At 69.4% G+C, this 22,363-nt stretch carries 19 protein-coding genes and 1 tRNA gene; 5 read left to right on the top strand and 15 right to left on the bottom strand.

All coding sequences use genetic code 11. The features are described 5' to 3' along the window. The first annotated feature begins 54 nt into the window (after positions 1 to 54). Positions 55 to 1,197 carry a substrate-binding domain-containing protein gene (locus ACXKZF_RS13895; protein ID WP_243223567.1) on the top strand — a complete coding sequence of 381 codons (1,143 nt, stop codon included), beginning with the start codon at positions 55 to 57 and terminating at the stop codon, positions 1,195 to 1,197. A 7-nt stretch (positions 1,198 to 1,204) separates the two neighbouring features. On the opposite strand, the gene ACXKZF_RS13900 is transcribed toward ACXKZF_RS13895, so the two are convergent. The 12 genes from ACXKZF_RS13900 to ACXKZF_RS13955 all read right to left on the bottom strand — a co-directional run bounded on the left by ACXKZF_RS13900 (position 1,205) and on the right by ACXKZF_RS13955 (position 14,184). After that, entirely contained in the window at positions 1,205 to 2,881 is a 1,677-nt protein-coding gene (locus tag ACXKZF_RS13900) for an acyltransferase (RefSeq protein WP_488984585.1), read from the bottom strand. 30 nt (positions 2,882 to 2,911) lie between these two features. Continuing rightward, on the bottom strand, positions 2,912 to 3,541 hold the full coding sequence (locus ACXKZF_RS13905) for a bifunctional 4-hydroxy-2-oxoglutarate aldolase/2-dehydro-3-deoxy-phosphogluconate aldolase (protein ID WP_488984586.1): 630 nt from the start codon (positions 3,539 to 3,541) through the stop codon (positions 2,912 to 2,914). Beyond that, positions 3,538 to 4,437, bottom strand: coding sequence for a sugar kinase (locus ACXKZF_RS13910; protein WP_488984587.1), 900 nt, complete (start codon positions 4,435 to 4,437; stop codon positions 3,538 to 3,540). The genes ACXKZF_RS13905 and ACXKZF_RS13910 overlap by 4 nt, the downstream gene beginning before the upstream one ends. Continuing rightward, on the bottom strand, positions 4,434 to 5,282 hold the full coding sequence (gene kduI, locus ACXKZF_RS13915; protein ID WP_082484755.1) for a 5-dehydro-4-deoxy-D-glucuronate isomerase: 849 nt from the start codon (positions 5,280 to 5,282) through the stop codon (positions 4,434 to 4,436). The genes ACXKZF_RS13910 and kduI overlap by 4 nt, the downstream gene beginning before the upstream one ends. 30 nt (positions 5,283 to 5,312) lie before the next feature. Next, positions 5,313 to 6,077: a 2-dehydro-3-deoxy-D-gluconate 5-dehydrogenase KduD gene (kduD, locus tag ACXKZF_RS13920; protein ID WP_243223571.1), complete on the bottom strand. Its 765-nt coding sequence runs from the start codon at positions 6,075 to 6,077 to the stop codon at positions 5,313 to 5,315. Beyond that, the gene (locus ACXKZF_RS13925) at positions 6,074 to 6,982 is read right to left on the bottom strand and encodes a fumarylacetoacetate hydrolase family protein (protein WP_488984588.1); all 909 of its coding nucleotides are present in this window, start codon (positions 6,980 to 6,982) and stop codon (positions 6,074 to 6,076) included. Before ACXKZF_RS13925 ends, kduD begins: the two co-directional genes overlap by 4 nt. Continuing rightward, the gene (locus tag ACXKZF_RS13930) at positions 6,979 to 8,166 is read right to left on the bottom strand and encodes a glycoside hydrolase family 88 protein (protein ID WP_243223572.1); all 1,188 of its coding nucleotides are present in this window, start codon (positions 8,164 to 8,166) and stop codon (positions 6,979 to 6,981) included. The genes ACXKZF_RS13925 and ACXKZF_RS13930 overlap by 4 nt, the downstream gene beginning before the upstream one ends. Before the next feature lie 25 nt (positions 8,167 to 8,191). Further along, on the bottom strand, positions 8,192 to 8,866 hold the full coding sequence (locus tag ACXKZF_RS13935; protein WP_488984589.1) for a ferredoxin-NADPH reductase: 675 nt from the start codon (positions 8,864 to 8,866) through the stop codon (positions 8,192 to 8,194). A 2-nt stretch (positions 8,867 to 8,868) separates the two neighbouring features. After that, positions 8,869 to 9,822 (bottom strand): carbohydrate ABC transporter permease, encoded by a 954-nt coding sequence (locus tag ACXKZF_RS13940; protein WP_082484756.1) that lies wholly within the window; start codon positions 9,820 to 9,822, stop codon positions 8,869 to 8,871. Beyond that, a complete protein-coding gene (locus ACXKZF_RS13945; protein WP_055951256.1) occupies positions 9,822 to 10,766 on the bottom strand; it encodes a carbohydrate ABC transporter permease in 945 nt (314 codons plus the stop codon). Before ACXKZF_RS13945 ends, ACXKZF_RS13940 begins: the two co-directional genes overlap by 1 nt. Before the next feature lie 68 nt (positions 10,767 to 10,834). Further along, positions 10,835 to 12,136, bottom strand: coding sequence for an ABC transporter substrate-binding protein (locus ACXKZF_RS13950; protein WP_055951257.1), 1,302 nt, complete (start codon positions 12,134 to 12,136; stop codon positions 10,835 to 10,837). A gap of 53 nt (positions 12,137 to 12,189) precedes the next feature. Continuing rightward, complete coding sequence (locus ACXKZF_RS13955; RefSeq protein ID WP_488984590.1) at positions 12,190 to 14,184, bottom strand: DUF2264 domain-containing protein; 1,995 nt, start codon at positions 14,182 to 14,184, stop codon at positions 12,190 to 12,192. Positions 14,185 to 14,304: 120 nt separating this feature from the next. On the opposite strand from ACXKZF_RS13955, the gene ACXKZF_RS13960 reads away from it, so the two are divergent. Both ACXKZF_RS13960 and ACXKZF_RS13965 read left to right on the top strand, forming a co-directional pair. After that, complete coding sequence (locus ACXKZF_RS13960; RefSeq protein WP_488984591.1) at positions 14,305 to 16,266, top strand: heparinase II/III domain-containing protein; 1,962 nt, start codon at positions 14,305 to 14,307, stop codon at positions 16,264 to 16,266. After that, on the top strand, positions 16,263 to 17,375 hold the full coding sequence (locus tag ACXKZF_RS13965) for a substrate-binding domain-containing protein (protein ID WP_055951265.1): 1,113 nt from the start codon (positions 16,263 to 16,265) through the stop codon (positions 17,373 to 17,375). Before ACXKZF_RS13960 ends, ACXKZF_RS13965 begins: the two co-directional genes overlap by 4 nt. A 194-nt stretch (positions 17,376 to 17,569) precedes the next feature. On the opposite strand, the gene ACXKZF_RS13970 is transcribed toward ACXKZF_RS13965, so the two are convergent. From ACXKZF_RS13970 to ACXKZF_RS13980, 3 genes are all read right to left on the bottom strand, one after another. Beyond that, a tRNA-Ser gene (locus tag ACXKZF_RS13970) sits at positions 17,570 to 17,654 on the bottom strand. Positions 17,655 to 17,769: 115 nt separating this feature from the next. Then, positions 17,770 to 19,587 (bottom strand): amidase family protein, encoded by a 1,818-nt coding sequence (locus ACXKZF_RS13975; RefSeq protein ID WP_488984592.1) that lies wholly within the window; start codon positions 19,585 to 19,587, stop codon positions 17,770 to 17,772. A 41-nt stretch (positions 19,588 to 19,628) separates the two neighbouring features. Beyond that, on the bottom strand, positions 19,629 to 20,435 hold the full coding sequence (locus ACXKZF_RS13980) for a cohesin domain-containing protein (protein WP_488984593.1): 807 nt from the start codon (positions 20,433 to 20,435) through the stop codon (positions 19,629 to 19,631). 209 nt (positions 20,436 to 20,644) lie between these two features. Between ACXKZF_RS13980 and ACXKZF_RS13985 the strand changes: the two genes are divergently transcribed. Continuing rightward, positions 20,645 to 21,895 carry a DUF2254 domain-containing protein gene (locus tag ACXKZF_RS13985; RefSeq protein ID WP_488984594.1) on the top strand — a complete coding sequence of 417 codons (1,251 nt, stop codon included), beginning with the start codon at positions 20,645 to 20,647 and terminating at the stop codon, positions 21,893 to 21,895. A 234-nt stretch (positions 21,896 to 22,129) separates the two neighbouring features. After that, positions 22,130 to 22,354, top strand: a complete 225-nt coding sequence (locus ACXKZF_RS13990; protein ID WP_243223581.1) for a PLDc N-terminal domain-containing protein — start codon at positions 22,130 to 22,132, stop codon at positions 22,352 to 22,354. Positions 22,355 to 22,363 lie beyond the last annotated feature (9 nt).

Below are 22,363 nucleotides of genomic sequence, written 5' to 3' on the forward strand. Positions count from 1 at the left end.
CGCTCGAACGTCGATGCATAGAATCGAGACGACGTGGGTGGACGAGGAGGTCCGATGGACGCGCAGAAGCCCGCCTCGCCTGCGTTCGGACTCTCTCGACAGGAGCGCATCCTGGATGAGCTGCGACGGTCCGGTTCGGTTCGCGTGTCCGAACTGAGCAAGGTGCTCGGCGTCGCCGAGTTGACCGTCCGCCGCGACATCTCCTCCCTGGCCGACCGCGGGCTGCTCACCCGCGTCCACGGCGGCGCGACGCTGCGCAGCCGATTGGATGCGACGGTGCCACGCGCGGGCGCCGTCGCCGAAACGCCGCTGTTCCGAATCGGGATGGTGGTGCCGTCGTTGACCTACTACTGGCCCCAGATCATCATCGGGGCGCGTGCGGCGGCGACCACGAGCGGATCCCAGCTGATCCTCCGTGCAGCGAGTTACTCTCCGGCCGACCAGCGCCGCCAGATCACGTCACTGATCGAGTCGGGGTATCTGCACGGCCTCATCGTCGCACCGGACACCACCGGGCCCGACGGCATCGCGTTGCTGCACTGGCTGGCCTCGCTCCCGATACCGGTGGTCCTCGCCGAGCGGCGAGCGCCGTCATCCCTGGCGTTGACGTCGCTGGAGTGGGCGACGACGGACCACACGCACGGCGGCATCCTGGCGGGCGAGTATCTGGCCTCCCTCGGACACACGCGCGTGGGGATCGTGACCTCGGTCGACTCCCCCACGTCCGCGCCGCTGCGTCGCGGGTGGGAGCGCGCCGTGAAGGACCTCGGTCTGACCAGCCTGGTGGACCAGGACCTCGCGCTCGAAGCGATGGACGGCCACGATCGAGACGACGTCATCCAGCAGGTGCTCTCCCGGTGCCTGTCGACCGAGACGACGGCGTTGTTGATCCATTCGGACCGCCAGGCGGTCCTGGTGCAGCAGTACGCACGGGACAACGGATGGCAGGTGCCGGATCGACTTGCCATCATGGCGTACGACGATGAGGTGGCGGAGAGCGCGGAACCGCCGATCACGGCGCTGCGGCCGCCCAAGCAGGATGTCGGGCGCGTGGCCGTCGAACTGATGCTCGGGCGACTGACCGGCGGTCCGACACGACCACGCCAACGAACGTTCCTTCTGCCGGAGCTGAGGCCGCGCGGCTCCAGTGCGACGCGTGGCCCCCACGACCCCGCCGGTTCCGCCGCACCGGTGTGACGGGGGGTCACCACCCCATGATGTGCACTCCCGAGCGGGTGATCCGTACGGCCGGCTCGGGCCGGTGCACGCCTCTTGGACGGTAGGCCAGAGGCTGAGACTCACCGAGGATGTCGGCGAGGTACCAGATGATGGCGAGCCACATCTCCGTCCCCTGCAGCCCGCATCGTCCTTGCTCCGCGGAGTCCTGGAGACGGAAGGCGAACCCTCGCGTCGGTGCCCACATCGTGAGGGCGTGCTCCAGCATCCGCCTCGCCACAGCCTGCGTCTCATCTGATCGATGGCCCGTTTCCCGGGTGAGCCACAACGGATGGATGACGTCCAGCACGTTGCAGGCGTCATAGGTCTCCGCGGTGAAGTAGGCCTCGTTCGCGGAGTGTTCGAGGACGGTGTCGATGGTGGCGGTCGGATGCGGCAGCGGAATGCCGAACTGGGCGTAGGTTCCGCGAGTCGTCCGGTAGGCGCCGTTCACGAGGAGCAGGAGGTCCCCCCCGGATGCCGCATCGCCCCACATCCCGGTTCGGGAGTCCGCGCGGGTGGTCAGCCATCCGAGGAGACTCTCGACGGCGCCGGGGAGGACGGAATGTCCCGAGCGAAGCGCCCAGTGCAATGCCGTTCCCAAAGCGTCAACCCGGTGGCCCGCGTCCCAGGGGTCCGTGCGCCAGGGGAGCGACTCGCAGAAGCCCGAGATGTCCGCCGGGGTCATCCTCGTCGCCTCGCTGACCGCGTGCGGCAGTTGACCCCGGAGCAGGTCGATCGCGTAGCCGACACTCAGCACGTGATAGGCCGCATCGGCGTCGTTGAACGGCTTCCCGGGAGCGGAATGCACGCCGGGGGAAGGTATCCGCCCATCGGGGCGCTGCGTCGCCGCCAGCCGGGCTCGATGCTGGTGGGAGGTCAGCTGCGGCGGGGCGCCCGGAAGAAGCAGTCGCGCCACCTCGACCGCGTCGCAGTGAGCGCGCAACGACGGATCCACCCCGGGACGATCGGAGTAGACGCCCGACTCCGCATCCCAGGCACGAGCGAGGATCGTCTCCGCGTCGGCGCGGGCGTGTTCGGCGAACTCACGCAACCGGATCGCCAGATCCCGGGACCGATGGGTCGCCGCCTCGGCCGGCGCCACTCTCCATCGGATGAACTTCGCCGGGTTCCCCCCGACGATGGCCCCGGAGGGGACGTCCTTCGTCACCACGGCGCCGGCGGCGAGAACAGAGTGGGCACCGACCATGACGCCGTCGAGGATGACCACGTGAGACCCGATCCACACGTCATCATCGACGACGATCCCCTTCGAGGTCAGCGGTTGTCGGAAGACCGGGGTGCCCGGTTCCATCGAGTGGTTGAACCCGAGGAGGGAGGTGTGCGCCCCGATGCGGACGCCCGCGCCCAGGCGAACGCGTCCGCGGATCACGGTGTAGGGGTTGATGCTGCAGTCGCTGCCGGCGATGAGTTCGCCCGTCAGGTACGCGCCCGCGGCGATGTACGAGCGCTCACCGAGGTGGAGGACGTCGTTGTCCACCGCCGCGGTGTCCGCAACGAACGCGTCCTCCGCGAAGGTGCGGTCGCCCCGCTCGGCGAGGGCGAGCAATCGCTCCCTCTGAGACTGCTTCGCCTCATCGGAGGCCGACTCCCAAAAAGACCACGGAGAGAAGCCGAGCGTCTCGACGCCGTCCTGTCCACCCATGCCCCCACCCTCCCGAATCGCGTGTCCCGGTCAATGCGTCAGCGACGCCCGGGAGCGGAGGACGTCCGCGAGTCGTTCCAGCTGCGCGGCGTCCTCGAGAGCCGATCCGACGGCGGCGACGCGGACGCCGGCGTCGAGGAAATCCGTCACGTTCGCTGCGTCGAGACCCCCGGTCGCGACGAACTGGACGTCGGGGAAAGGACCGCGGATATGCCGGAACCATCCGGACCCGAGCCACGTCGCGGGAAACGCCTTCATCCACACCACGCCCAGCGACACGGCGAGCTGCACCTCGCTGGGTGTCGCCACCCCCGGGAGGATCGGCAGGTTCGCCGCTCGCGCCGCGTCCACGACGCGCGGATCGAGTCCCGGCGAGACGAGGTAGGCCGCACCCGCGGCGCGGGCGACGCTGACCTGATCCGGGTGGAGGATCGTCCCCGCTCCGACGCTCCGGCCGTTCGCCGCGGCCCGGGTCGCCAGCTCGCGCAGCACTCGCTCATCTTCTTCGGTCTGCAGGGGAACCTCGACGGCTTCCACTCCCAGCTCCCAGGCCGTCTCGGCCAGGCGCAGAGACCGTTCCATCCCCATCCCTCGCAGGATGGCCATCAGCGGGGATCCCGCGAAGAGTTCTTCGAGTCGAGCAGCTTCCGCGGCACTCATGCGTAGCTTCCTTCCACGGTGTCGGTGAGGGACATCAGGGTTCGCGCGGCGAAGGCGTGCCCGGCCGTGAGCCGGTCCCGCGTCGACGCGTCCGACAGGAGCGCAGCCACGTAGCCCCCGGCGAAGGCGTCGCCCGCCCCGACCGGCTCGACCACGTCGACGACGAGCGCGGGGACGAACACGCGACCCTCTCCGATGAACGCCGTGGCGCCGACATCGCCGTCTTTCACGACGAGTTCGTCGACGTCGGGCAGCAGGGCACGGACATCGTCGGCGGTCGCCGTCGCCCAGAGGGTCTCTGCTTCGTCGCGGCCGGTGAAGACGGTGTCCGCCCGCTGGGCGAGCGCCAGCAACACGGGCGCTGCGGCTGCTGCGTCCCACAAGGGGAGGCGGTGATTGACGTCGAAGGAGATGCGAACGCCCGCCTCGCGCGCGCGTCTCATCAGCTGCTCGAGGAACTCTCGCGCCGTGTCGGAGATCGCCGCGGTGATTCCGGACACGTGGAGCACGTCGACGCCGGCGAGGTCGATGTCATCCGCGTCCGAGCGCGAAAGTGCGGACGCAGCCGAGCCCCGCCGGTAGTAGGTGACTCCGGCGCCGGGGTTCTTGACGTAGACGCCCGTGGGCCGAGTGTCGTCCCACCCGACCGTGCTCACGTCCACTCCGCGAGACCTCAGCTGCTGGGCGACCCGGTGCCCCAAAGGGTCACTGCCGAGGCGGCTGAACCAGACCGCCCGGTGCCCCGCGCTCGCCACGTGCGTCGCGACGTTGGATTCCGCTCCCCCGGCCTCGACCAGAAAAGACGCCGCGTCCACGACCGAGGTGAACACGCTCGGCACGATCATCGCCATGGTCTCTCCGACGGCGAGGAGCGTGCGGGGTCTCGGAGCGTTCATCGCAGGTCGGTGATGGGCGCGGCATCCATGTCGTCGAACGCCTGGTTCTCGCCCGCCATCGCCCACACGAAGGAATAGGCGGCCGAGCCGACGCCGGAGTGCAACGACCAGCTGGGAGAGATGACCGCCTGTCGATCGGCGACGAGCAGGTGCCGGGTCTCTTCGCGCTCGCCCATCAGGTGCACCACGCGCGCGTCCTCGGGCACGTCGAAGTAGAGGTAGCACTCGGTCCGGCGGTCGTGGGTGTGCGCGGGCATGGTGTTCCACATGGACCCCGGATGCAGCTCGGTCACGCCCATGACGATCTGACAGCTCTTGATGCCGTTCTCGTGGATGTACTGGTTCAGCGTCCGACGGTTCGATGTCAGCTGATCGCCGAGTTCCCGCACCGTTCCCTCGCCGGGCGACACCAGCGCCGTGGGATACGTCGTGTGGGCGGGCGCGGAGAAGAGGTAGAACTGCGCGCCGTCGGCACCGCCGTCGCCGTCGCGGAACCGCACGTCCTCGACGCCGCGTCCCAGGTAGAGGCAGGCGCCCTTGACGAGGGTGTGCTCCTCGCCGTCCGCGACGACGATACCCTCGCCGCCGACGTTGACGACGCCGAGTTCGCGATGCTCGAGGAAGGTTTCGCTCCGGATCTCGGGGTATCCGGTCAGCCGCAGTTCTGCGCCTGCGGGTACGGCCCCGCCGAGGACCACCCGGTCGTGGTGCGTGTAGGTCAGCCGGATCTCACCCGGCACGAAGACCTCCGGGATGAGGTAGGTGTCGCGAAGCTGCTGAGTGGTCAGGCCCGGGATCTGGGCGGGATTGGTCGCGTAACGCTGGGGGATGTGCGTCTCTGTCACGAGAGTCTCCTGTGTGGTCGGTGGGGGCGGTTATCGGACGAGCCAGCCGCCGTCGACGGGGATGACGGCGCCCGTCAGGTAGGAAGCTGCGTCTGAGGCGAGGAACACGAACGCACCCTGGAGGTCGGATGCATCGCCCCAGCGGCCGGCCGGGATCCGAGCGAGGATCGATGCCGCTCGGTCCTCATCGGCACGCAGGGGCGCGGTGTTGTCCGTGGCCATGTAGCCGGGGGCGATGGCGTTGACGGTGACACCCGCGGCGGCCCATTCGTTCGCGAGTGCCTTGGTCAGGCCCGCGACGGCGTGCTTGGACGCGGTGTACCCGGGCACGAGGATGCCGCCCTGGAACGACAGCATCGAGGCGACGTTGATGATGCGGCCGCGCCCGGTCGCGATCATGTGCCGCCCCGCGGCCTGCGACAGGTGGAACACGGAATCGAGGTTGATGGCCAGGACCTCGTCCCAGTCGGTCGCCGAGTGCTCCGCGGCGGGCGCGCGGCGGATCGTGCCGGCGTTGTTGACGAGGATGTCGAGACCGCCCAGTTCCGCGAGGGTCTCGTCGACGGCGCCGGCGAGCTCTCCGGGGGTGGCGCTGACGAGGTCTCGACGGATGAGGTGGGCTCGTCGACCGGTGGCGCGGACGAGTCGGGCGGTGTCGCTCGCGTCCCCGCGGTCGAGGAGCGCGACATCGGCGCCGGCTTCCGCGAGCGCGACGGCGGCGCCCTGTCCCAGGCCCCGGGTCGACCCCGTCACCAGTGCGACCTTGCCATCGAGGCGGAACGTGTCGAGGATCATGCGGTGCCCTCCGGGAGCGATTGGGCGGCTGGGCTCTCCGACGGCGCCGCGATGAAGGTGGTGGTCAGTTCGCCGATGCCGGAGATGCGTACGGTGACCGCGTCGCCCGGCGCGAGCGGGCGATGACCCGCCTGAGCCTCGGCGAGCTTCTGCGGCGTCCCCGTGGAGATGATGTCGCCGGGCTCGAGGGTCAGGACCTGACTGATGTGCGAGATGACGAAGGCGACGCTGAAGATGGTGGTCGAGGTGGACTGGGAGACGGTGACCTCGCCGTCCCGGACGACCTCGACCAGGACGTCCTGCGGGTCGGGGGCGTCATCGGTCGTGACGATCCACGGTCCGATGGGCGCGAACCCGTCGGAGCACTTCCCGAGTGCCCACTGGCTCTGCCGGCGCTGCCATGCGCGGTCGGACACGTCGTTGAGGATGGTGAACCCGGCGACGTGGGACATGGCGTCCTCGATCGAGACGTTGCGCGCACGGGTGCGGATGACGACGGCGAGCTCGCCCTCGTAGTCGACGTCGCGCGCCCCCTCGGGGATGACGACGGCGTCGTTCGGCCCCGCGAAGGTGTTGGGGGTCTTCACGAACACGTCGGGATACTCCGGGTCGTCCGCGGTCGGATCGACACCGTCGGGCGTGTGGCCGCGGTAGTTGTAGCCGAGGCACAGCATCTTGCCCGGGACGATGGGGGCTTCCAGGTCACCGGGGACGAGAGCGGGCAGGTCCTCGACGACCGCGCTCGCACAGCGCGCTCGTGCCGCGCGCATCCGTTCGTCATCGGTGATCAGAGCGAAGACGCCGGCGGCGACGTCGCCCAGATCGACCAGACGATCTCCGTGCGCGGTGCTCAGGACCGCCCCCGGCCGCGTTCCCGATGGCGTTCTGTGGGTGACGAGCCTCACCAGTACTTCTTCCATTCCGGACGGGCGACGCGCATGAGCGCCTCGAGGTAGAAGTAGTCGCCCCACAGGGTTGCTTCGTCGACACCGACGTTCTTCGGCAGGTCGTAGACGCTGTGCAGGATGAGCCCGTCCGCGTCTTCGGGGGTCGCCGGCGTGTACTTCGCGATGAGCGAGGCGAGGATGGTGTGCGCGCGGGCCGCCCACTCGGCTGCCCGCGCGGCATCGGTTTCGACCTGGGCGAGTTCGAGCAGCCCGCAGACGACGATGGCGGCGGATGAGCTGTCTCGGGGGGCGTCGCTGCCGTCGGTGTAGACGAGGTCCCAGAACGGCACACCGTCGGCCGGCAGGTGGCGCAGAAAGTACTCGGCGCACCGTCGGGCGGCGGCGAGGAGGCGCTCGTCGCCGGTGACGGCGTAGTTCATCGCGAACCCGTAGACGCCCCACGCCTGACCCCGCGCCCAGCACGATTCGTCGAACGCGCCCTGTTCGGTGGCACCGCGAAGCGGCGCACCCGTCTCGGCATCCCAGTAGAACGTGTGGAAGGTGGAGTCATCGGGTCGGAGGATGTTCTGCTCGAGTTGAGCGGTGTGACGCCGGACCGCGTCGGAGTAGCGCTCGTCGCCCGTCTCTTCCGCCGCCCAGGTGAGCAGCGGCATGTTCATGAGGCTGTCGATGATGGTACGGCCCCGCTGGAGGGGGTCGGAGAGGTCTCCCCAGGCCTGGATGACACCTGCCGGTTCGAGGAAACGCCGCATGAGGTGGTCAGCGGCGAGGAGGGCATCCGCGCGTGCGATTTCGTCGCCCGTGAGGCGGTGGGCGGCGACCGCGGAGAGGGTGTAGAGGAAACCCAGGTCGTGGGTGTCCAGGTCGATCTCGTCGCGGACGCGGCGGCCGAAGTCCGCGACGTCGGCCTCGGCGGCCTGCCGATAGACGTCGTTGCCCGTGAGTTCCCACGCCAGCCACAGCTGCCCGGTCCGGAAGCTCGTCGTCCAGCCGCGGTTGCCTCCTTCGGGGACGGATCCGTGGGCGGGCCTCGGGTGGTATCGATTGTCGGTGGTGGTGTCGTCCGGGTAGGCGGCCCCGAGAGTGGCGGTGTTGCGTTCGACGGTTGCCACAGCGGCGGCGATGGCCGTCTCGGTCGACACGGCCGGAGAGGTCCGGGTCGTGGGTGAGGTGAAGGTCATCAGCGTCTTTCTCGAAGTGGGGGGATCAGCGTGCGGGAACGGGTGCGGGGTCCAGGACCGGACGGAGGGTGTAGCGGGCGTTGGTCCAGGCGAGGTAGAACGCCGCGGATGCCGTGACGCCGATGCCGATCGCCGGCGCGGAGGCGAACACACCGCCCTGCACGATCAGCGCCACCAGCGAGATCGCGCTGAGGTACCAGCGTCGGAGTCCCAAATAGAGCGCGGCCTTGAAGAGGTCGCGCAGCCGCGCCTCGGGCACCTCGGCCAGCGCGACGAGCGAGACCACGGCGGTGTTCACGGTGAGGATCGCGACCACCGCCAGCAGCGGCACGGTGTACACCGCCACGGTCGAGTCCGACAGGAAGCGGACGTCGACGAGGACGATGACGAGCACGACCGAGGCGAGCGCACCGATGGCCAGGGCGCGGCGCCAGGTGGCCTGCAGGCCCGCCAGGAAGCCACGGATCGGCCCGAGTCCCACCCCCGAGTGCTCGCGGAACGCGCGGAACACGGCCGCGATGACCGGGGCTGTCAGGGGCATCGTCAGCGCGAGCATCGGCCAGGAGAGCGCGGGATCCGTCGTCATCAGGAGGATGAGGAACGGCGCGCTTCCGACGGCGAGCAGCACGTTGGAGATCAGGCCGAGGTACAGCATGCCGATGATGCCGGACCAGGTGTCGTGGGATACGAGGTTCTTCATGATCAGCCCTTGAGCCCGCTGGTGGCGATGCCCTCGACGAAGTACTTCTGGCCGAGCAGGAAGATGATCGCGATGGGGATCACCGAAATGGTGAGACCGGCGAACAGCAGCGCGTAATTGGTGTCGTAGAGGTTGCTGACGAAGCTGCGCAGACCCAACTGGATGGTCCAGAGGTCGGGGTTCCGCAGGTAGATCAGCGGCCCGAGATAGTCGTTCCAGGTGTTCACGAAGGTGAGCAGGGTCAGGCTCGCCAGCGCCGGGACGGACAGCGGCAGCATGATCTTGCGCCAGATCGCGTACTCGCTGAGTCCGTCGATCCGTGCCGCCTCGGAGAGCTCCTCGGGGATCGTCTCGTAGTACTGCTTCATGAGGAACACTCCGAAGGCGCCGAAGGCCTGCAAGAGCACGACGGCCCACAGTGTGTTGGTGACGTTGAAGTTCGTCAGCAGGATGAACTGGGGGATCATGTACGACTGCCACGGCACGGCGATGGTGCCGATGTACAGCAGGAAGAGAACGTCGCGGCCGGGGAATCGGATGCGCGCGAACCCGTACGCGGCGAATGAGCCGGTCAGCACCTGCAACGCCGTCACGACGACCGATAGGAAGAGCGTGTTGCGGATCCAGGTGAGGATGTTCGACTGCGACCAGATGTCGACGTAGTTCTGCCAGATGAAGGTCTCCGGGACCCATCGCAGCGGGATGGAGAAGACCTCGTTCGCGGACTTCAGCGAGCTCATGACCATCCAGAAGAACGGCATGAGCAGCGCCGCGGCGAAGACGATGAGGGCGGCGTAGCCCGCGATCCGAGCCGCTCGACGCGCCGGCGTCAGGGGCGGGGCGTCGACGGGACGCTGACCGCCGCCGGCGAGCTTGAACAGGCCGCGACGCGGAGGGGGCGGCGCGACGATGCTGACCGTCTTCAGGTCCTGCGTGGGGGTGACTGTGCCGACCATCAGGTGCTCCGCTTCTTGTTCCACACGAACTGCACGACAGTGACGATGATGCAGAGGAAGAACAGGGCGACCGACGCCGCGGAGGCGTAGCCGTACTGGCTCTCCTCGAATCCCTTGCGGAAGATGAACTGCGACAGCACGAGCGTCGATTGCCCGGGGCCGCCCTCTGTCATCACGAGGATGAGATCGAAGATCTTGAACGAGTTGATGGTCAGCATCACGGTGACGAAGAACATCGTGGGGCGGAGGCAGGGGATGGTGACGTTCACGAACCGCTGCCACACGTTCGCGCCGTCCATGCGGGCCGCTTCGTGCAGCTCGCGGGGCACGGTCTGCAGTCCCGCCAGGAAGAGGATCATGTAGTAGCCCATGTCGCGCCAGGTGCTGACGATGACGACGGCGGGCATGGCCCATTCGGGCGAGGTGAGCCAGCCCGGGGGGTTCTGGATGCCGAGGAAGCGCAGGCCCTCGTTGATGGGGCCGTACTCCGGGCTGAACAGCAGGTTCCAGACCACGGCGATCGCGACGATGGACGTGATGTAGGGGAAGAACGCGGCGGTGCGGAAGAAGGCGACCCCGCGCAGCTTGTTGTTCAGCAGCAGGGCCAGCCCCAGCGACACGATGATGGTCAGGGGGATGTGCAGCGCGGAGTAGTAAAGGGTGTTGATGACGGAGATCTGGAAGCTTCCGTCGCCGATCAGCCGCTGGTAGTTGGTGAAACCGATCCAGTCGGCCTTGCCGAACACGTTCCAGTTCGTGAACGACATGTAGAACAGCACGACGATGGGGACCAACGTCAGCAGGCCGAAGCCGAGGAAGTTCGGAAGGATGAAGCTCCACCCGACGAGGGTGTTGCGCATCTTCAGCCGCGACCGTCGGCGACGGTCGGGCGCGACCGGCGGCTGCGGGGCGGTTCCGTGGTCGGTGGCGGCGATGCTCGCCATGAGTGCCTCCAGGCAGGTAGGTGGGGTGGCCGGCTCACCGACACGTCGGTGAGCCGGCCACGGGAAGATCAGCCCAGGCCGACCTCGTTGGCGACGCGGTTCTGCGCGTCGGTGATGGCAGCATCCACGGGGGTCGATCCGGAGAGGATCGCCGAGTGCATGTCGAGGAGGATGTTCTGAATGGCAGCAGCCTTGTTCGACGTGGGGTTCTCGGGGAGCGTGTCGTGCTCGGCGAAGGCGAAGCGGGACAGCTCGTCCTGCGGCGCGCCCTCGTTGCTGAAGTAGGTCTCGACGACCCCGTCCGTCAACAGGGCGGGAGTGATACCGATGCCGGCGAGCAACTGGGCTGCCTCCTCGCTCGAGGCGAACGCGAGGAAGTCCTTGGCCGCCTGCACCTTGTTGTCGGCGATCCCCGCGTTGATGCCGAAGCCGGTCGGGTCTCCGAAGGTGACGGGGGTGTTGTCCGTACCGGTGGTGGAGGCGTCAGCCTGCGGGATCGGCGCGATGCCCCACTCGAACTCGTTGGCGTCACCCGACGCCTGCTGGGCGATGAGGGTTGCGACGTACCAGGTGCCCATGGGGAGCATCGCGGCGTTCTGGGTGCCGAACTCGCCCTGATAGGTCAGCTGGTTGGCCGTGCTGGTGTTGAAGTTGACCTGGTCACCGTCGTCTTGGAGAGCGAGGACCCGCTCGTAGTACGGGGCCATGTAGTCGTACTCGCCGCTGAGGATGTCGCCGTCCTTCTGCGCGTTGGCGAACCCCTGGACGGTGGACTGCCAGCGGTGCTGGTAGGTGCCCTTCGCGGCACTGCCCGCCGCTGCGAGACCGTCGGTCAGCTGGGCGGCGGCCGCGTCGTAGTCAGCCCACGTCCAGCTCCCGTCGGGCTCGGCGACGCCGGCCTGGGCGAAGAGGGCCTTGTTGTAGAACAGGACCCAGGAGTCCTGTCGGTAGGGCACGGCGTACTGGGTGCCGTCGACCTGGTACGACGACGCACCACCGATCTCGTCCGACAGTGCGACGTCGGACACGTCGAGGAGCTGTCCACCCTCGACCAGGGTCGGGAGGTACTTCACCTCTTTCTGAGTGATGATGTCGGGTCCGGACCCGGCGGCGAGATCCGTGGTGAGAAGGGTGTTGTAGTCGGCGGCGTCGTAGCCCGTCACCTCGACGGTGACGTCGGGGTTCTTCTCCGAGAACGCGTCGGCGAGCAACTGGAATTCGGGGGTGGTGTCCAGCGCCCACCCCGACAGGGTGAGGGTGACCGGACCACCGGGCTCTGCGGCGTCGCCGTTGGACCCGCCGCTGCAAGCGGCGAGCGAGAGCGTTGCGACAGTGATGACGCCGGCTGCGGCAGCGTACGTGCGCTTCATTGTTGGTTACTCCTTCGTAAGGTCGGGCACCCCACCTTCGGGGACCCTCGGGATTATCGACTCGCGACAGCGGTGATGCCGGTCTGTGTGAGACGACTTGTGGTGACCGTGCCATCCGGCCAAGTGATGGTGACGAGATGTGTCCCGTCGTGTTCCACCGACGCGGACAGCGCGCTGGGCGCGTCGTCGTCGGCGGCGAGCCCGATGAGGGCGTGCAGCCACTCCCCGACGAGCAGGGGGTGCTCGGCGACGGGGACGGCGGACCGGGGACCCAGGGGGCTGGCATCCACGCGGTGTTCGATTCGCGCCCGGGCCTCGGCGTGGAGGGCGACGAGAGAGCTGCGCACGGCACCGGAGCGGGCGAGCGCCTGAGCGCCGTCGACGTCGGAGTCCGTGTCATCCCCCGAGACAGCCCAGCCGCCGACTCGCACGCGGAGCTCCCGAGCATTCAGATGCGGTTCGAGGGAGACGACACGGGTCAGTCGCATCTCCCAGGGCCCGCGGAGGAGGGAGTGCACTTCGACGACGCCGGCCACTTCCACCTCGCCGACCAGGCCGGAGCCGTGTCGGTGCACGGCCGGGGCCGCGCTGATCCAGTGCGCGGCGGATACGGACGCCGCGATCGCGACGTGCCCACCGGCGTCGTTCTGAACGCGTGTGTCGATGAGGCACATGGCGGCCCGGTGGGTGGCACGGCCTCGTCCGTCGACGATGCTGACGCTCTGCTCGAGAGGCTCCTCCCACGCTCGCTCGTTCGCCAGCGGCGCCGTGGCCGTGGAGTACCCGATCCGGGCGTACAGCGGGGAATCCCCGACGAGCGCCCCCTCGAGGGCGTGGTCGGTGCCGTGGTTGGCGATGCGGACGATGCCATCGGCATCCGTTCCCGAGACGACCCACCCGGGCGCCGCGACGGCGCAGAGGTAGTCACCACGTTCGACGGGGAGCTGCTCCGCTTCGGCGGCCCACACCGGGTGGTCGGCCGGCAGCATCACGCCGAGCAGCCCCTTGACGGCCCAGTACGGTGACCCGGGTCCGGAATAGGACTGCGCGAGGTCGCGCCATTCGCCATGCCACCCCAGCGTGAGGATGTCCCGCTCGTCCGGTGCGCCGACGTCGACGAAGTGGCGGACGACCTTCTCGGCCGCGTGGCGGAGCGACCCGAGGGACGTCGAGCGGACACCGGCGAGGACCCCCGCCCAGAACGGAGCGGCGGCGGCGAAGCGGTAGACGAGGCTGCGCCCCTGCATCAGGGGCGAGCCGTCGGCACCGACCAGCCGCACGGCGTCCTCGAGATAGCGGTCGAGCGCGGCGACATCGGCGATGCGCCCGGCCGCGAGGTCCGCAGCCCCCCGCATGCGGGGCCAGAGGACGGGGTAGACGTGCAGCGCCCATCCGACGTAGTGGTCGTAGGAGCGCTCGAACCCGTCGGAAATCCAGCCGTCCGCCCGCGTCAGTTGGTCGTGAAGCGCGAGGTCTGCGGTGAGGTCGTCCTGAGACCACGGTCCCCCGACGGAACGGAGGAAGGTCTGGACGACGACACGGAACCACAGCCAGTTCGTCTTCGGGTAGGTGTCGTCGCCGACGACGGGAGCCAGGTAGTCGATGACGCGCTGCCGGGTCTCGGCGTCCAGCTGGTCCCAGATCCACGGCCGGGTCATGTCGAGCGCGACGGCGAGCGATGCGGCCTCGACCTTGGCCTGGGGGTGCTCGTCCATTCGCACCCACCGGTCGGCGGCTACGGGGTCGACCCCGGCCGCGACGCCGCGGCGATAGAACGCCGCAAGATCTTCCAGGCCGTGACCGTCGTCGCCGGTGAGCCGGAACGCGGCCAGCAGGAAGGTGCGGGCGAACCCCTCGAGTCCGTCGACGGCTCGGCCGTACCCGCCCTCAGCGCCCGGGAAGGTGATGCGGGCGTTGTTCTCGGATGCGTATTCGCGAGCGGCCGAGAGGAGGCGATCGGCGAAGTCCGTCCAGTCACCGCGCGTCCACCCAGGAGCGAACGACGAGGACCTCGTGCTGCTGGATGAAGGGTGCGATGCAACGGACACGGGATCTCCTTTGAACTCGCCTCAAGCGACCGTTTCAGGAGCGTATCAACGCGTTTCGTTCATTGCAACGTCGATTTGCGTTTGTTATGATCACTTCTGATCGTTTACAGGATGGGACCAATGACGCTCACCCCTTCTTCACACGCCGCGTACTCCGGCGTCCTCGCGGAGTTCTGGCGCGCCCAGGATGCCGTCGGTGCCGGCGACAACCTCGCCGATGCCCTTCGACGAACTCTGCGGCCGCCCGAGGATGCCCTCCCCGTCGCGCCCGCGCACGATCGCGCCGTGTGGGGTGCGCACGGAACCGCCGATCAGTCCACCGTTGCGGCGGTCCTCTCAAGAGCCTCGGACGACCTCGGCACGAGCTGGCCGGTTGCGCTCGCGAGCGCAGCCGCACGCGTGCACGGCGACGGGGATCGAGAGAGCTGGGAGTCGGTGGTCTTCGAACGTCAGCGTCGGCTGAGCCGCGCGGTCGTCGCCGCCGCGGTCACGGAGAAAGGACGCTGGCTCGACGAGGTGTTGGACGGTGTCTGGCTGCTGTGCGAGCAGACCTCGTGGTGCTGGCCGGCACACGACGACGCCCACGCCGTCGGCTCGGTTCTCGCCATCCCGGACAGGCCGTTCCTCGACCTCGGAGCGGGAGAGGTGGCGGCGCAGCTCGCGTGGGTCGACCACCTCGTGGGTGAGGCTTTGGAGACGGCGTATCCCGGAGTACGAGCCCGAGTCCGTCGTGAGGTTCGTCGACGCGTCTTCGATCCGTTCACGACGCGCAGGGATTGGCACTGGATCGGTCTCGACGGCGACGTGCACAACTGGAACCCCTGGATCCACGGCAATGTGATCACGGCCGCGCTTCGCTTGCTCGACGGACCGGGCGAGCGGGAAGAACGCGGCGAGATCATCGCCCTCGCTCTCGAGGGCATGGACCGGTACGTCACGGCCCTCCCCCTCGACGGTGCCATCGACGAGGGCTACGGATACTGGTGGAACGGCGCATGCCGGGCACTGGAAGCGCTCGACGTGGTGTCCTTCGCCACGGATGGCCACCTCGACGCCGCGGAGGTACCGGCGCTGTCGGCGACCGTCGCCTTCCCGCACCGCTCGCACCTCGGCGGCGATTGGTACCTCAATCTCGCGGACGGACAGGCGAAGCCACCGAGCGACCAGCCCTGGCACGCGTTGCATCGCAGCGCGCGCGCCGTCGGGGATGACGACGCCGTCGCTCACGCCGCGAGCCACCGCCGGCCCGGAGTCCCCGCCGCGACGGAGACCTTCGGGTTGGGCAGGCTCCTGCGCGGCATGACGGATACGGACTGGATCGAGGCCCCGGCAGTGCCGCCGCCGCTGATCGATCGCGTGTGGCTGCCGTCCACCGAAGTGCTTCTCGCGCGCGGCCGGAGCGGCTCGACGGCCGGTCTCACCGTGGCGGTGAAGGGAGGCCACAACGGCGAGCATCACAACCACAACGACGTCGGCAGCTTCGTCCTCGCTTCGGACGGCGTTCCCGTCGTCGTCGACGTCGGGAGGCCGACGTACACGAAGCAGACCTTCGGACCTGACCGATACGACATCTGGACGATGCAGAGCGCCTGGCACAACACACCCGTGATCGACGGGCGGCAGCAGAGTCCCGGTCCCGAGTACCGAGCCCGCGATGTCACCGTCACCCTCGACGAGGCGACCGTCGAATGGTCCGCCGACCTGGCCGGGGCGTACCCCGACGGAGCAGCCGCGTCCTGGCAACGCCATGTCTCGTTCGGCGAAGGCCGCGTCCGGGTTCGCGACGAATGGCGCAGCGCCGTCGGAGCGGCTCACCGGTGGCACCTCGTGCTCGCTGGCAAAGTGGACGTCGACGCCGGCGGCGCCACGGCGTCCGTCCGTCCGCTCTCCGGTGCGACACCCGTCGTCATCCGCTGGCCCGCGGGCGTGAGGAGCACCGTGACCCGACGCACCCTGGAGGACCCGCTGCTCACCGATGTGTGGGGGACGAGCCTCACCCGTCTCGAACTCGACGTCTCCGACCACCCTGACGTGGTCGTAACCTTCGAAACACACCCTGCAACCACCGAGGAAATCCGATGACGAACCAGGCTACGGCCCCTCTCGCCGCGGAACGTCGCGCCCACGTTCTCGCCATCCTGCGGCGCGAAGGAGCCGTGCGCGTGTCGCAGCTCGTCGACGAGCTGGGGGTCGCACCCGTCACATTGCGGCGCGACCTGGCTCAGATGGAATCCGAGGGACTGCTGGAGCGTGTGCACGGGGGTGCCGTCGCACCGGCGGCAGGTCTGTCGGCTCCGGCGTCGGACGCAGCCCCGCCCGTCTCCGTCTCACCGCCCGCGTCCGTCGCCATGCTGGTGCCGTCGCTGAACTACTACTGGCCAGGAGTCGTTCGCGGTGCGGAGGCCGCGGCCGCCCGTCTCGGCCTCGGCGTCGTCTTGCGCGGGGCCTCCTACGAGCTGCAGGACGAACGGCCCGTTCTCGAGCGCCTCGTTCACACCGATGGAGTGCGTGGCCTCATCGTGGCCCCGAACACCGACACCGCACATGCCCAGGACGTCGTGCAGTGGTTGATCGACACCGGCGTGCCCAGCGTGCTCGTCGAACGGGAGGCGACGGCGTCGCCGGGCGGCGCACCCGTGGAATCCGTCACCACCGACCACGCCCTCGGGGCCGTCTTGGCTGCGCGACACCTCGCCGCGCTGGGCCACCGGCGTGTGGGCCTCATCATCTCGCGTGACTCCCCCACCTCGCGCAAGATCACGGCAGGGTGGCATGCCGCCTGCATCGAGCTGGGGCTCACCCCGAGCGACCACTTCGAATCCATGCTGCCGCCCCGCACCAGCCCCGAGTTCTCCGCGGTCGTCGACGCGACCCTGGACGCGGCACTCACCAACGGAGTCACGGCCCTGGTGGTGCACTCCGACCCCGAGGCCATGGCCTTCGTCGACCTCGCCCTGAACCGCGGCATCTCGGTGCCGGGTGACCTGTCGATCGTCGCGTACGACGACGAGATCGCCGAGCTCTTCACGCCCGCGCTGACCGCCGTGGCCCCGCCGCGGCGCGCCGTCGGCGAGGCGGCCATCGACCTCGTCGCCCGTCGGATGCAGGACCCGGACCGGCCCACCCATCGCGTGATCCTCAGCCCGCGCCTGAACGTGCGGGGCTCGACCGCTCCGCCGCTGCAGCGCTGAGCCGCTGCCCTTCGCGGGGGTAGGGTGCTGGAGCGCGTCCGGCGGAGGGTGTGGGATTCTCCCCACCGCCCCTCCACGCGCCGCTGCGCGACGCGCGGAGCCTCCGGCGGCGTGGGCCCAACTCCGTTCGACTCCCGCTCAACCGGTCATAACGCAGAACGGCGGACCCCTACGGGGCCCGCCGTTCTGCGTTGCGGAGGGTGTGGGATTCGAACCCACGGGACATTGCTGCCCACTGGTTTTCAAGACCAGGTCCATCGGCCGCTCGGACAACCCTCCCGGACGCCCCGAGTCTACCGAGGCCCGAGCCGCGGGTCGCACGCGGCGGCACGCGAGACGCGACGCGCGGCGGCGACCCCGAACCGGTGGGTCCGGACCCGCCGCCGCGCGTGGGTCAGCCGAGTGGACCGTACGCCGCCGGGCTCGTGCGGGCGTGCGTCGCCTGCTCGAAGGAGTACGCGAGGCCGAGCAACGGGCCCTCGGCGAAGTCACGCCCGAGGAACTCGAGGTTCACTCCTCCGGTCGAGGCCTCCCCCGCCACCCCCTGGCCCATCGGCACGGTCACCGCGGGGAGCCCCGTGTTGGGGCTCAGACGCATGTTGGTGCCGATCGTGGAGTAGGGGTTGCCGCTCGGGTAGATCACGGCATCCAGGTTCTGGTCCTCCATCAGGGCGGTCATGATCTCTTTACCGCGCGCCAGTTGCAGGGTGTGCGTCCCCTCGGGGCCCGCCCACGCCTGGTAGGTCTCCTCGGTGATGGCGGCGCGCGCGCCGTAGGGGCTCTCGGCGCGACCGGGCACGATGTTCGGCGACTGCGAGATCTCCAGCAGGCTCCGCGTCGTCACCGCGGGGTTGAGGTACGCGGCGATGTAGTCGTTCAGGTCGTGGTTGAACTCCGGACCGCTGCCGCTGCCCTCACCCACGATCGCGGCGAAGCCCTCGGGCTCGGCCACCTCGACCACCGCGGCCCCCCGCGCTTCGAGCGAGGCCCGCGCCTCGGTGAACAGGCGCTGCGTGATCGGGTCGGTGCCGAGCATCGACGCGATATAGCCGATCTTCGTGCCCGCGAGCGAGTCCGCGTCGAGGTACGACGTGTACGTCCCGGGGACCTTGCCCTCCTGCCGCGCCGTGATGGGGTCGCCGGCATCCTGGCCGACGACGGCGTCGAGCGCGACCGTCGCATCGAGCACCGAACGGGCCATGGGACCCCCGGTGTCCTGCGACAGCGCGAGGGGCACGATGCCGGCGCGGCTCGCGAGTCCGACCGTGGGACGCACGCCCACGAGCTGGTTGTACGTCGACGGGATGCGGATCGATCCGCCCGTGTCGGTGCCGAAGCCGAGCCCCGCGAGGTTCGCGGCGATCGCTGCGCCGGTGCCACCGCTGGAGCCGCCCGATGTCTTGGTCGTGTCGTACGGGCTCGAGACGGTGAGGGCTGTGCCCGCCGGCTGAAGGGCCGACCATTGCGACGAGAGGTTGATGGCGAATTCGTCCATCGAGGCCTTCGCCACGATGACGGCGCCATCGGCGCGCAGACCCTCGACCATGGTGGCATCCGTGGTGGTCTGGTTCGCGTTCCAGCATCCGCAGCCGGCCGTGGTCGGCATGTCGACGGTGTTGTAGTTGTCTTTCAGGGCGACCGGGATGCCGAGGAGCATGCTCGTCATGCCCTTCTCGGCGCGCACGGCGTCGGCCTCGGCCGCAGCCTGCAGCGCCACCGTGCTCGTGGTGATGATGGAGTTCAGCGGGCGCCCTCCGTCTTGCCGCACCACCTTGTCGTACGCCGCGATGCGGTCGAGGTACTGCTGGGTGAGCGACACCGAGGTGATGACGCCGGCGTTCATGGCGGCCTGCATCGCGACCGTGTCGGCCTCGACGAGCTGGAACGGACCATCGTCGTAGATCACTCGCTGCGACAGCAGGGCGAGATCGGATGCCGTGATGGCGCCGTCGTCGTCGAGGTCGGCTGCCGCGGCATCCGACCATCCGGCATCGTCGGACGCGAGCCCGATCCGCGCGGCGAGCACGTCGAGGTCGGCCTCGGTCACCTGCTCGTCACCGGTGAGGTCGAGTTCCGTGTAGTACGGCGCGAGGAACGGTGCCGCGGCGGGCGCCGGGGCCGCCACGGCGGCCGCGGGGACGACCAGCGACTCGGCCGCGACGACGCCGAGGGCGGCCGCGACGGCGAGAGCACGTCGGGAGAGGGGGGTCATGACGAATCCTTCGCGGGACGGAACGGGCGAGGTGCGGGCGTTCATTCGCGCACCCCCTGACGACGACGGGCGACGAGAAGAGCCCCGGCGGCGAGGAGCACGACACCGACGACGCCGGATGTCAGCCAGGCGGCCGCGTCGACACCGGTGGTCGCGAGGTCCGATCCTCCGGGAGCGGCGGCGGCCGAACCGGTCGGCGACGGCGACGCGGATGCCGTCGGGGTGGACGTCGTGGTCGGGGTCGATGTGGGCGTCGCGGTCGATGTGGGTGCCGGCGTCGCGCTGGCGGTCGGCGCGGGTGTCGCGGTCGGCGACGGCGAGGGGGTCGCGGTGATGGAGAGCGAGGTCGACGCCCCGGAGGCGTTCGTCGTCACCTCTCCCGTCGACGAGACCAGGCGCGCGGCCGAGAGCTCGATACGCGCCGTACCGACAGCGAGCACGCGCACGGGCACGCTCGCGAGGACGATCTGGCCGGCGCTCGACAGACCGGGCGATGTGCCGAGACGCGAGTGGCTGATCGTCACCTCACCTGGCGCGGCCACGACGGAGGTGTAGCCCCCCTCCGGTCCTGTCGGGGCGTCGCCCGTCGGCTCGAGGAGGAGATCGTCGGCGGACAGCACGAGGTCATAGGCGTACAGGTCGGTGACACCCGACCCGCGAACGGTCACGACGACGGTGTCCCCCACCGCGGCGGTCGCCGGAGCAACCTCTACGGTGAGGACGGCGGTCGGTGGGGCGGCGTGTGCCGCGGATGCGACGGCGAGCGGCCCGATGAGGGCGAGGCTCGCCACGAGAGAGGCGCCGAAACGGCGCATCCTCGATCGGCGGGCAGATGTGGTCGTGGGCATGCGCGTGCAGGGCTCCTCGGGCAGAGACGGAGACGATCGTCAGCCGCGGGGGTCTGGGCATCCGATCGACGGGGGTGTTCAGACCTTGACAGTTCAACATGTCCGACAAGTTGCGCGACATTTCGCCGACGTGTCGGGCGGGAGGATGCCCCGCATCCGGGCCGTCCAGCCCCGACCCGCTCGGCATCCGACGGGATAACGTCGGCGGAATGGCCACACCGACGCGCAGCTCCCTGGCAGCCTTCTTCCTTCGTCTGGGGAGACAGGTGTGGGTGCGCGCGGCGATCTTCACGGTGGTCGCGGTCGTCGTCGCCCTGGCGGCCGACTACCTCGGTCCCCTGCTGCCGTTCGAGTTCGGGATCGACCTCGCCCAGAATTCCGTCGGGTCCCTGCTCCAGATCATCGCCACCGCGATGCTCACCGTCAGCACCTTCTCGGTGACGGCGATGGTCACCGCGTTCTCGTCGGCGACGACCACCGCCACTCCTCGCTCGACCCCTCTGCTCATCGCCGACCCGACATCGCAGAACGCCGTGTCCACCTTCGTCGGTGCGTTCACTTTCTCGCTCGTCGGCATCGTCGCCCTCTCGACCGGGTACTACGACGCGCGCGGGCGCACCATCCTCTTCGTCGCCACCCTCGTGGTCATCGCCATCGTCGTCTTCACCCTGCTGCGATGGATCTCGCATCTCTCCACGTTCGGGCGCATGGCCGATGTCATCGACCGCGTCGAGAATGCCGCGGCGACATCCTTCGAGCTGCACGCGGAGTCGCCGACGCTCGGCGCGAGGCCGGCCGTCGTCCTGCCCGTGGATGCCAGACCGGTCCACGCCGGTGACGTGGGATATGTCACGCACATCGACGTGGCCGGGCTCGACCGGCTCGCTCGACGGCACGGGATCGACGTGCACGTGCGGGCGACGCCTGGGCGGATCACCGACGCCCGCGTGCCGCTCGCCGTCGTGACGGGGACCATCGACGACGACGTGCGCGCCGGCATCCGCTGTGCTTTCCGCATCGAGCACCATCGCACGTACGAACAGGATCCGCGCTTCGGGGTGATCGCGCTGACCGAGATCGGCAGTCGCGCACTGTCGGCCGCGACCAACGATCCGGGCACGGCGATCGAGGTCATCGCTGCGCTGCAGCGGGTCTTCACCCGCGGTCTCGCCACGCAGGCCACCACGGGATTCGACTACGAGCGCGTGTTCGTTCCCGCTCCGCTGCTCAGCGACCTCGTCGACGACGCCTTCCGCCCCCTCGCCCGCGACGGCGCCGCCGACGTCGAAGTGCAGGTGCGGCTCCAGAAATGCCTGGCCTCGCTCGCGGCATCCGCCCCCGCCCACGCGGGGGTGTTCCGGGATGCCGCACGCGCGGCGCACGAACGCAGCCGGCGCGAGCTCGACCGGCGCGACGGTCGGACGCTCCGCGCGGCGGTACGCGAGGCGTGGGGTCGCTGACGGGAAACGCACTGTCGCCGGGCCGTTCGACCAGCTCGGATCGGCGCGGTGCGGCGGCCGGAGCATCGAGAGGCTCGAGGATCCGAGGAGCAGTCCTCCGCCTGAGCACCCGAGACGACCGGGCTATCGATCTGCACCGAGACGAAGCGCCCCCGTGGACGTGCGACCTCGTCGGGCGTATACCGAGAACATCACCCCACGACCCGCCGGGCCGTCCGAGTTGAGGAGGTCACCATGCTCGTCACCACACTGTCCGCGCAGATCGTTCTCGCCGTTTTCGCGCTCGTGTACGCGGCATCCGTTCTCGCCACCGTCGTCGCCGTGCGCGACCCGCACTCGACGCTCGGGCTGAAAGCCGCGTGGGTCACCGCGCTCCTGCTGCTGCCGCCGGTCGGGCTGGTCGCATGGGAAGCGTCGCGAGTGGTCGAGCATCGCGCGGCTCGACTCGTGCACGCGTAGGGGAAGACG

This window comes from Microbacterium sp. ABR10 (assembly GCF_057812175.1).

Bases quoted from the DNA above. Each gene is read 5' to 3' on its own strand.
- ACXKZF_RS13950 (WP_055951257.1), bottom strand. From the start codon at position 12,136: ATGAAGCGCACGTACGCTGCCGCAGCCGGCGTCATCACTGTCGCAACG.
- ACXKZF_RS13985 (WP_488984594.1), top strand. From the start codon at position 20,645: ATGGCCACACCGACGCGCAGCTCCCTGGCAGCCTTCTTCCTTCGTCTG.
- ACXKZF_RS13980 (WP_488984593.1), bottom strand. From the start codon at position 20,435: ATGCCCACGACCACATCTGCCCGCCGATCGAGGATGCGCCGTTTCGGC.
- ACXKZF_RS13945 (WP_055951256.1), bottom strand. From the start codon at position 10,766: ATGGCGAGCATCGCCGCCACCGACCACGGAACCGCCCCGCAGCCGCCG.
- ACXKZF_RS13910 (WP_488984587.1), bottom strand. From the start codon at position 4,437: ATGAACGCTCCGAGACCCCGCACGCTCCTCGCCGTCGGAGAGACCATG.
- ACXKZF_RS13930 (WP_243223572.1), bottom strand. From the start codon at position 8,166: ATGACCTTCACCTCACCCACGACCCGGACCTCTCCGGCCGTGTCGACC.
- ACXKZF_RS13905 (WP_488984586.1), bottom strand. From the start codon at position 3,541: ATGAGTGCCGCGGAAGCTGCTCGACTCGAAGAACTCTTCGCGGGATCC.
- ACXKZF_RS13990 (WP_243223581.1), top strand. From the start codon at position 22,130: ATGCTCGTCACCACACTGTCCGCGCAGATCGTTCTCGCCGTTTTCGCG.
- ACXKZF_RS13895 (WP_243223567.1), top strand. From the start codon at position 55: ATGGACGCGCAGAAGCCCGCCTCGCCTGCGTTCGGACTCTCTCGACAG.
- ACXKZF_RS13935 (WP_488984589.1), bottom strand. From the start codon at position 8,866: ATGAAGAACCTCGTATCCCACGACACCTGGTCCGGCATCATCGGCATG.
- ACXKZF_RS13965 (WP_055951265.1), top strand. From the start codon at position 16,263: ATGACGAACCAGGCTACGGCCCCTCTCGCCGCGGAACGTCGCGCCCAC.
- kduD (WP_243223571.1), bottom strand. From the start codon at position 6,077: ATGATCCTCGACACGTTCCGCCTCGATGGCAAGGTCGCACTGGTGACG.
- ACXKZF_RS13940 (WP_082484756.1), bottom strand. From the start codon at position 9,822: ATGGTCGGCACAGTCACCCCCACGCAGGACCTGAAGACGGTCAGCATC.
- ACXKZF_RS13975 (WP_488984592.1), bottom strand. From the start codon at position 19,587: ATGACCCCCCTCTCCCGACGTGCTCTCGCCGTCGCGGCCGCCCTCGGC.
- ACXKZF_RS13900 (WP_488984585.1), bottom strand. From the start codon at position 2,881: ATGGGTGGACAGGACGGCGTCGAGACGCTCGGCTTCTCTCCGTGGTCT.
- ACXKZF_RS13960 (WP_488984591.1), top strand. From the start codon at position 14,305: ATGACGCTCACCCCTTCTTCACACGCCGCGTACTCCGGCGTCCTCGCG.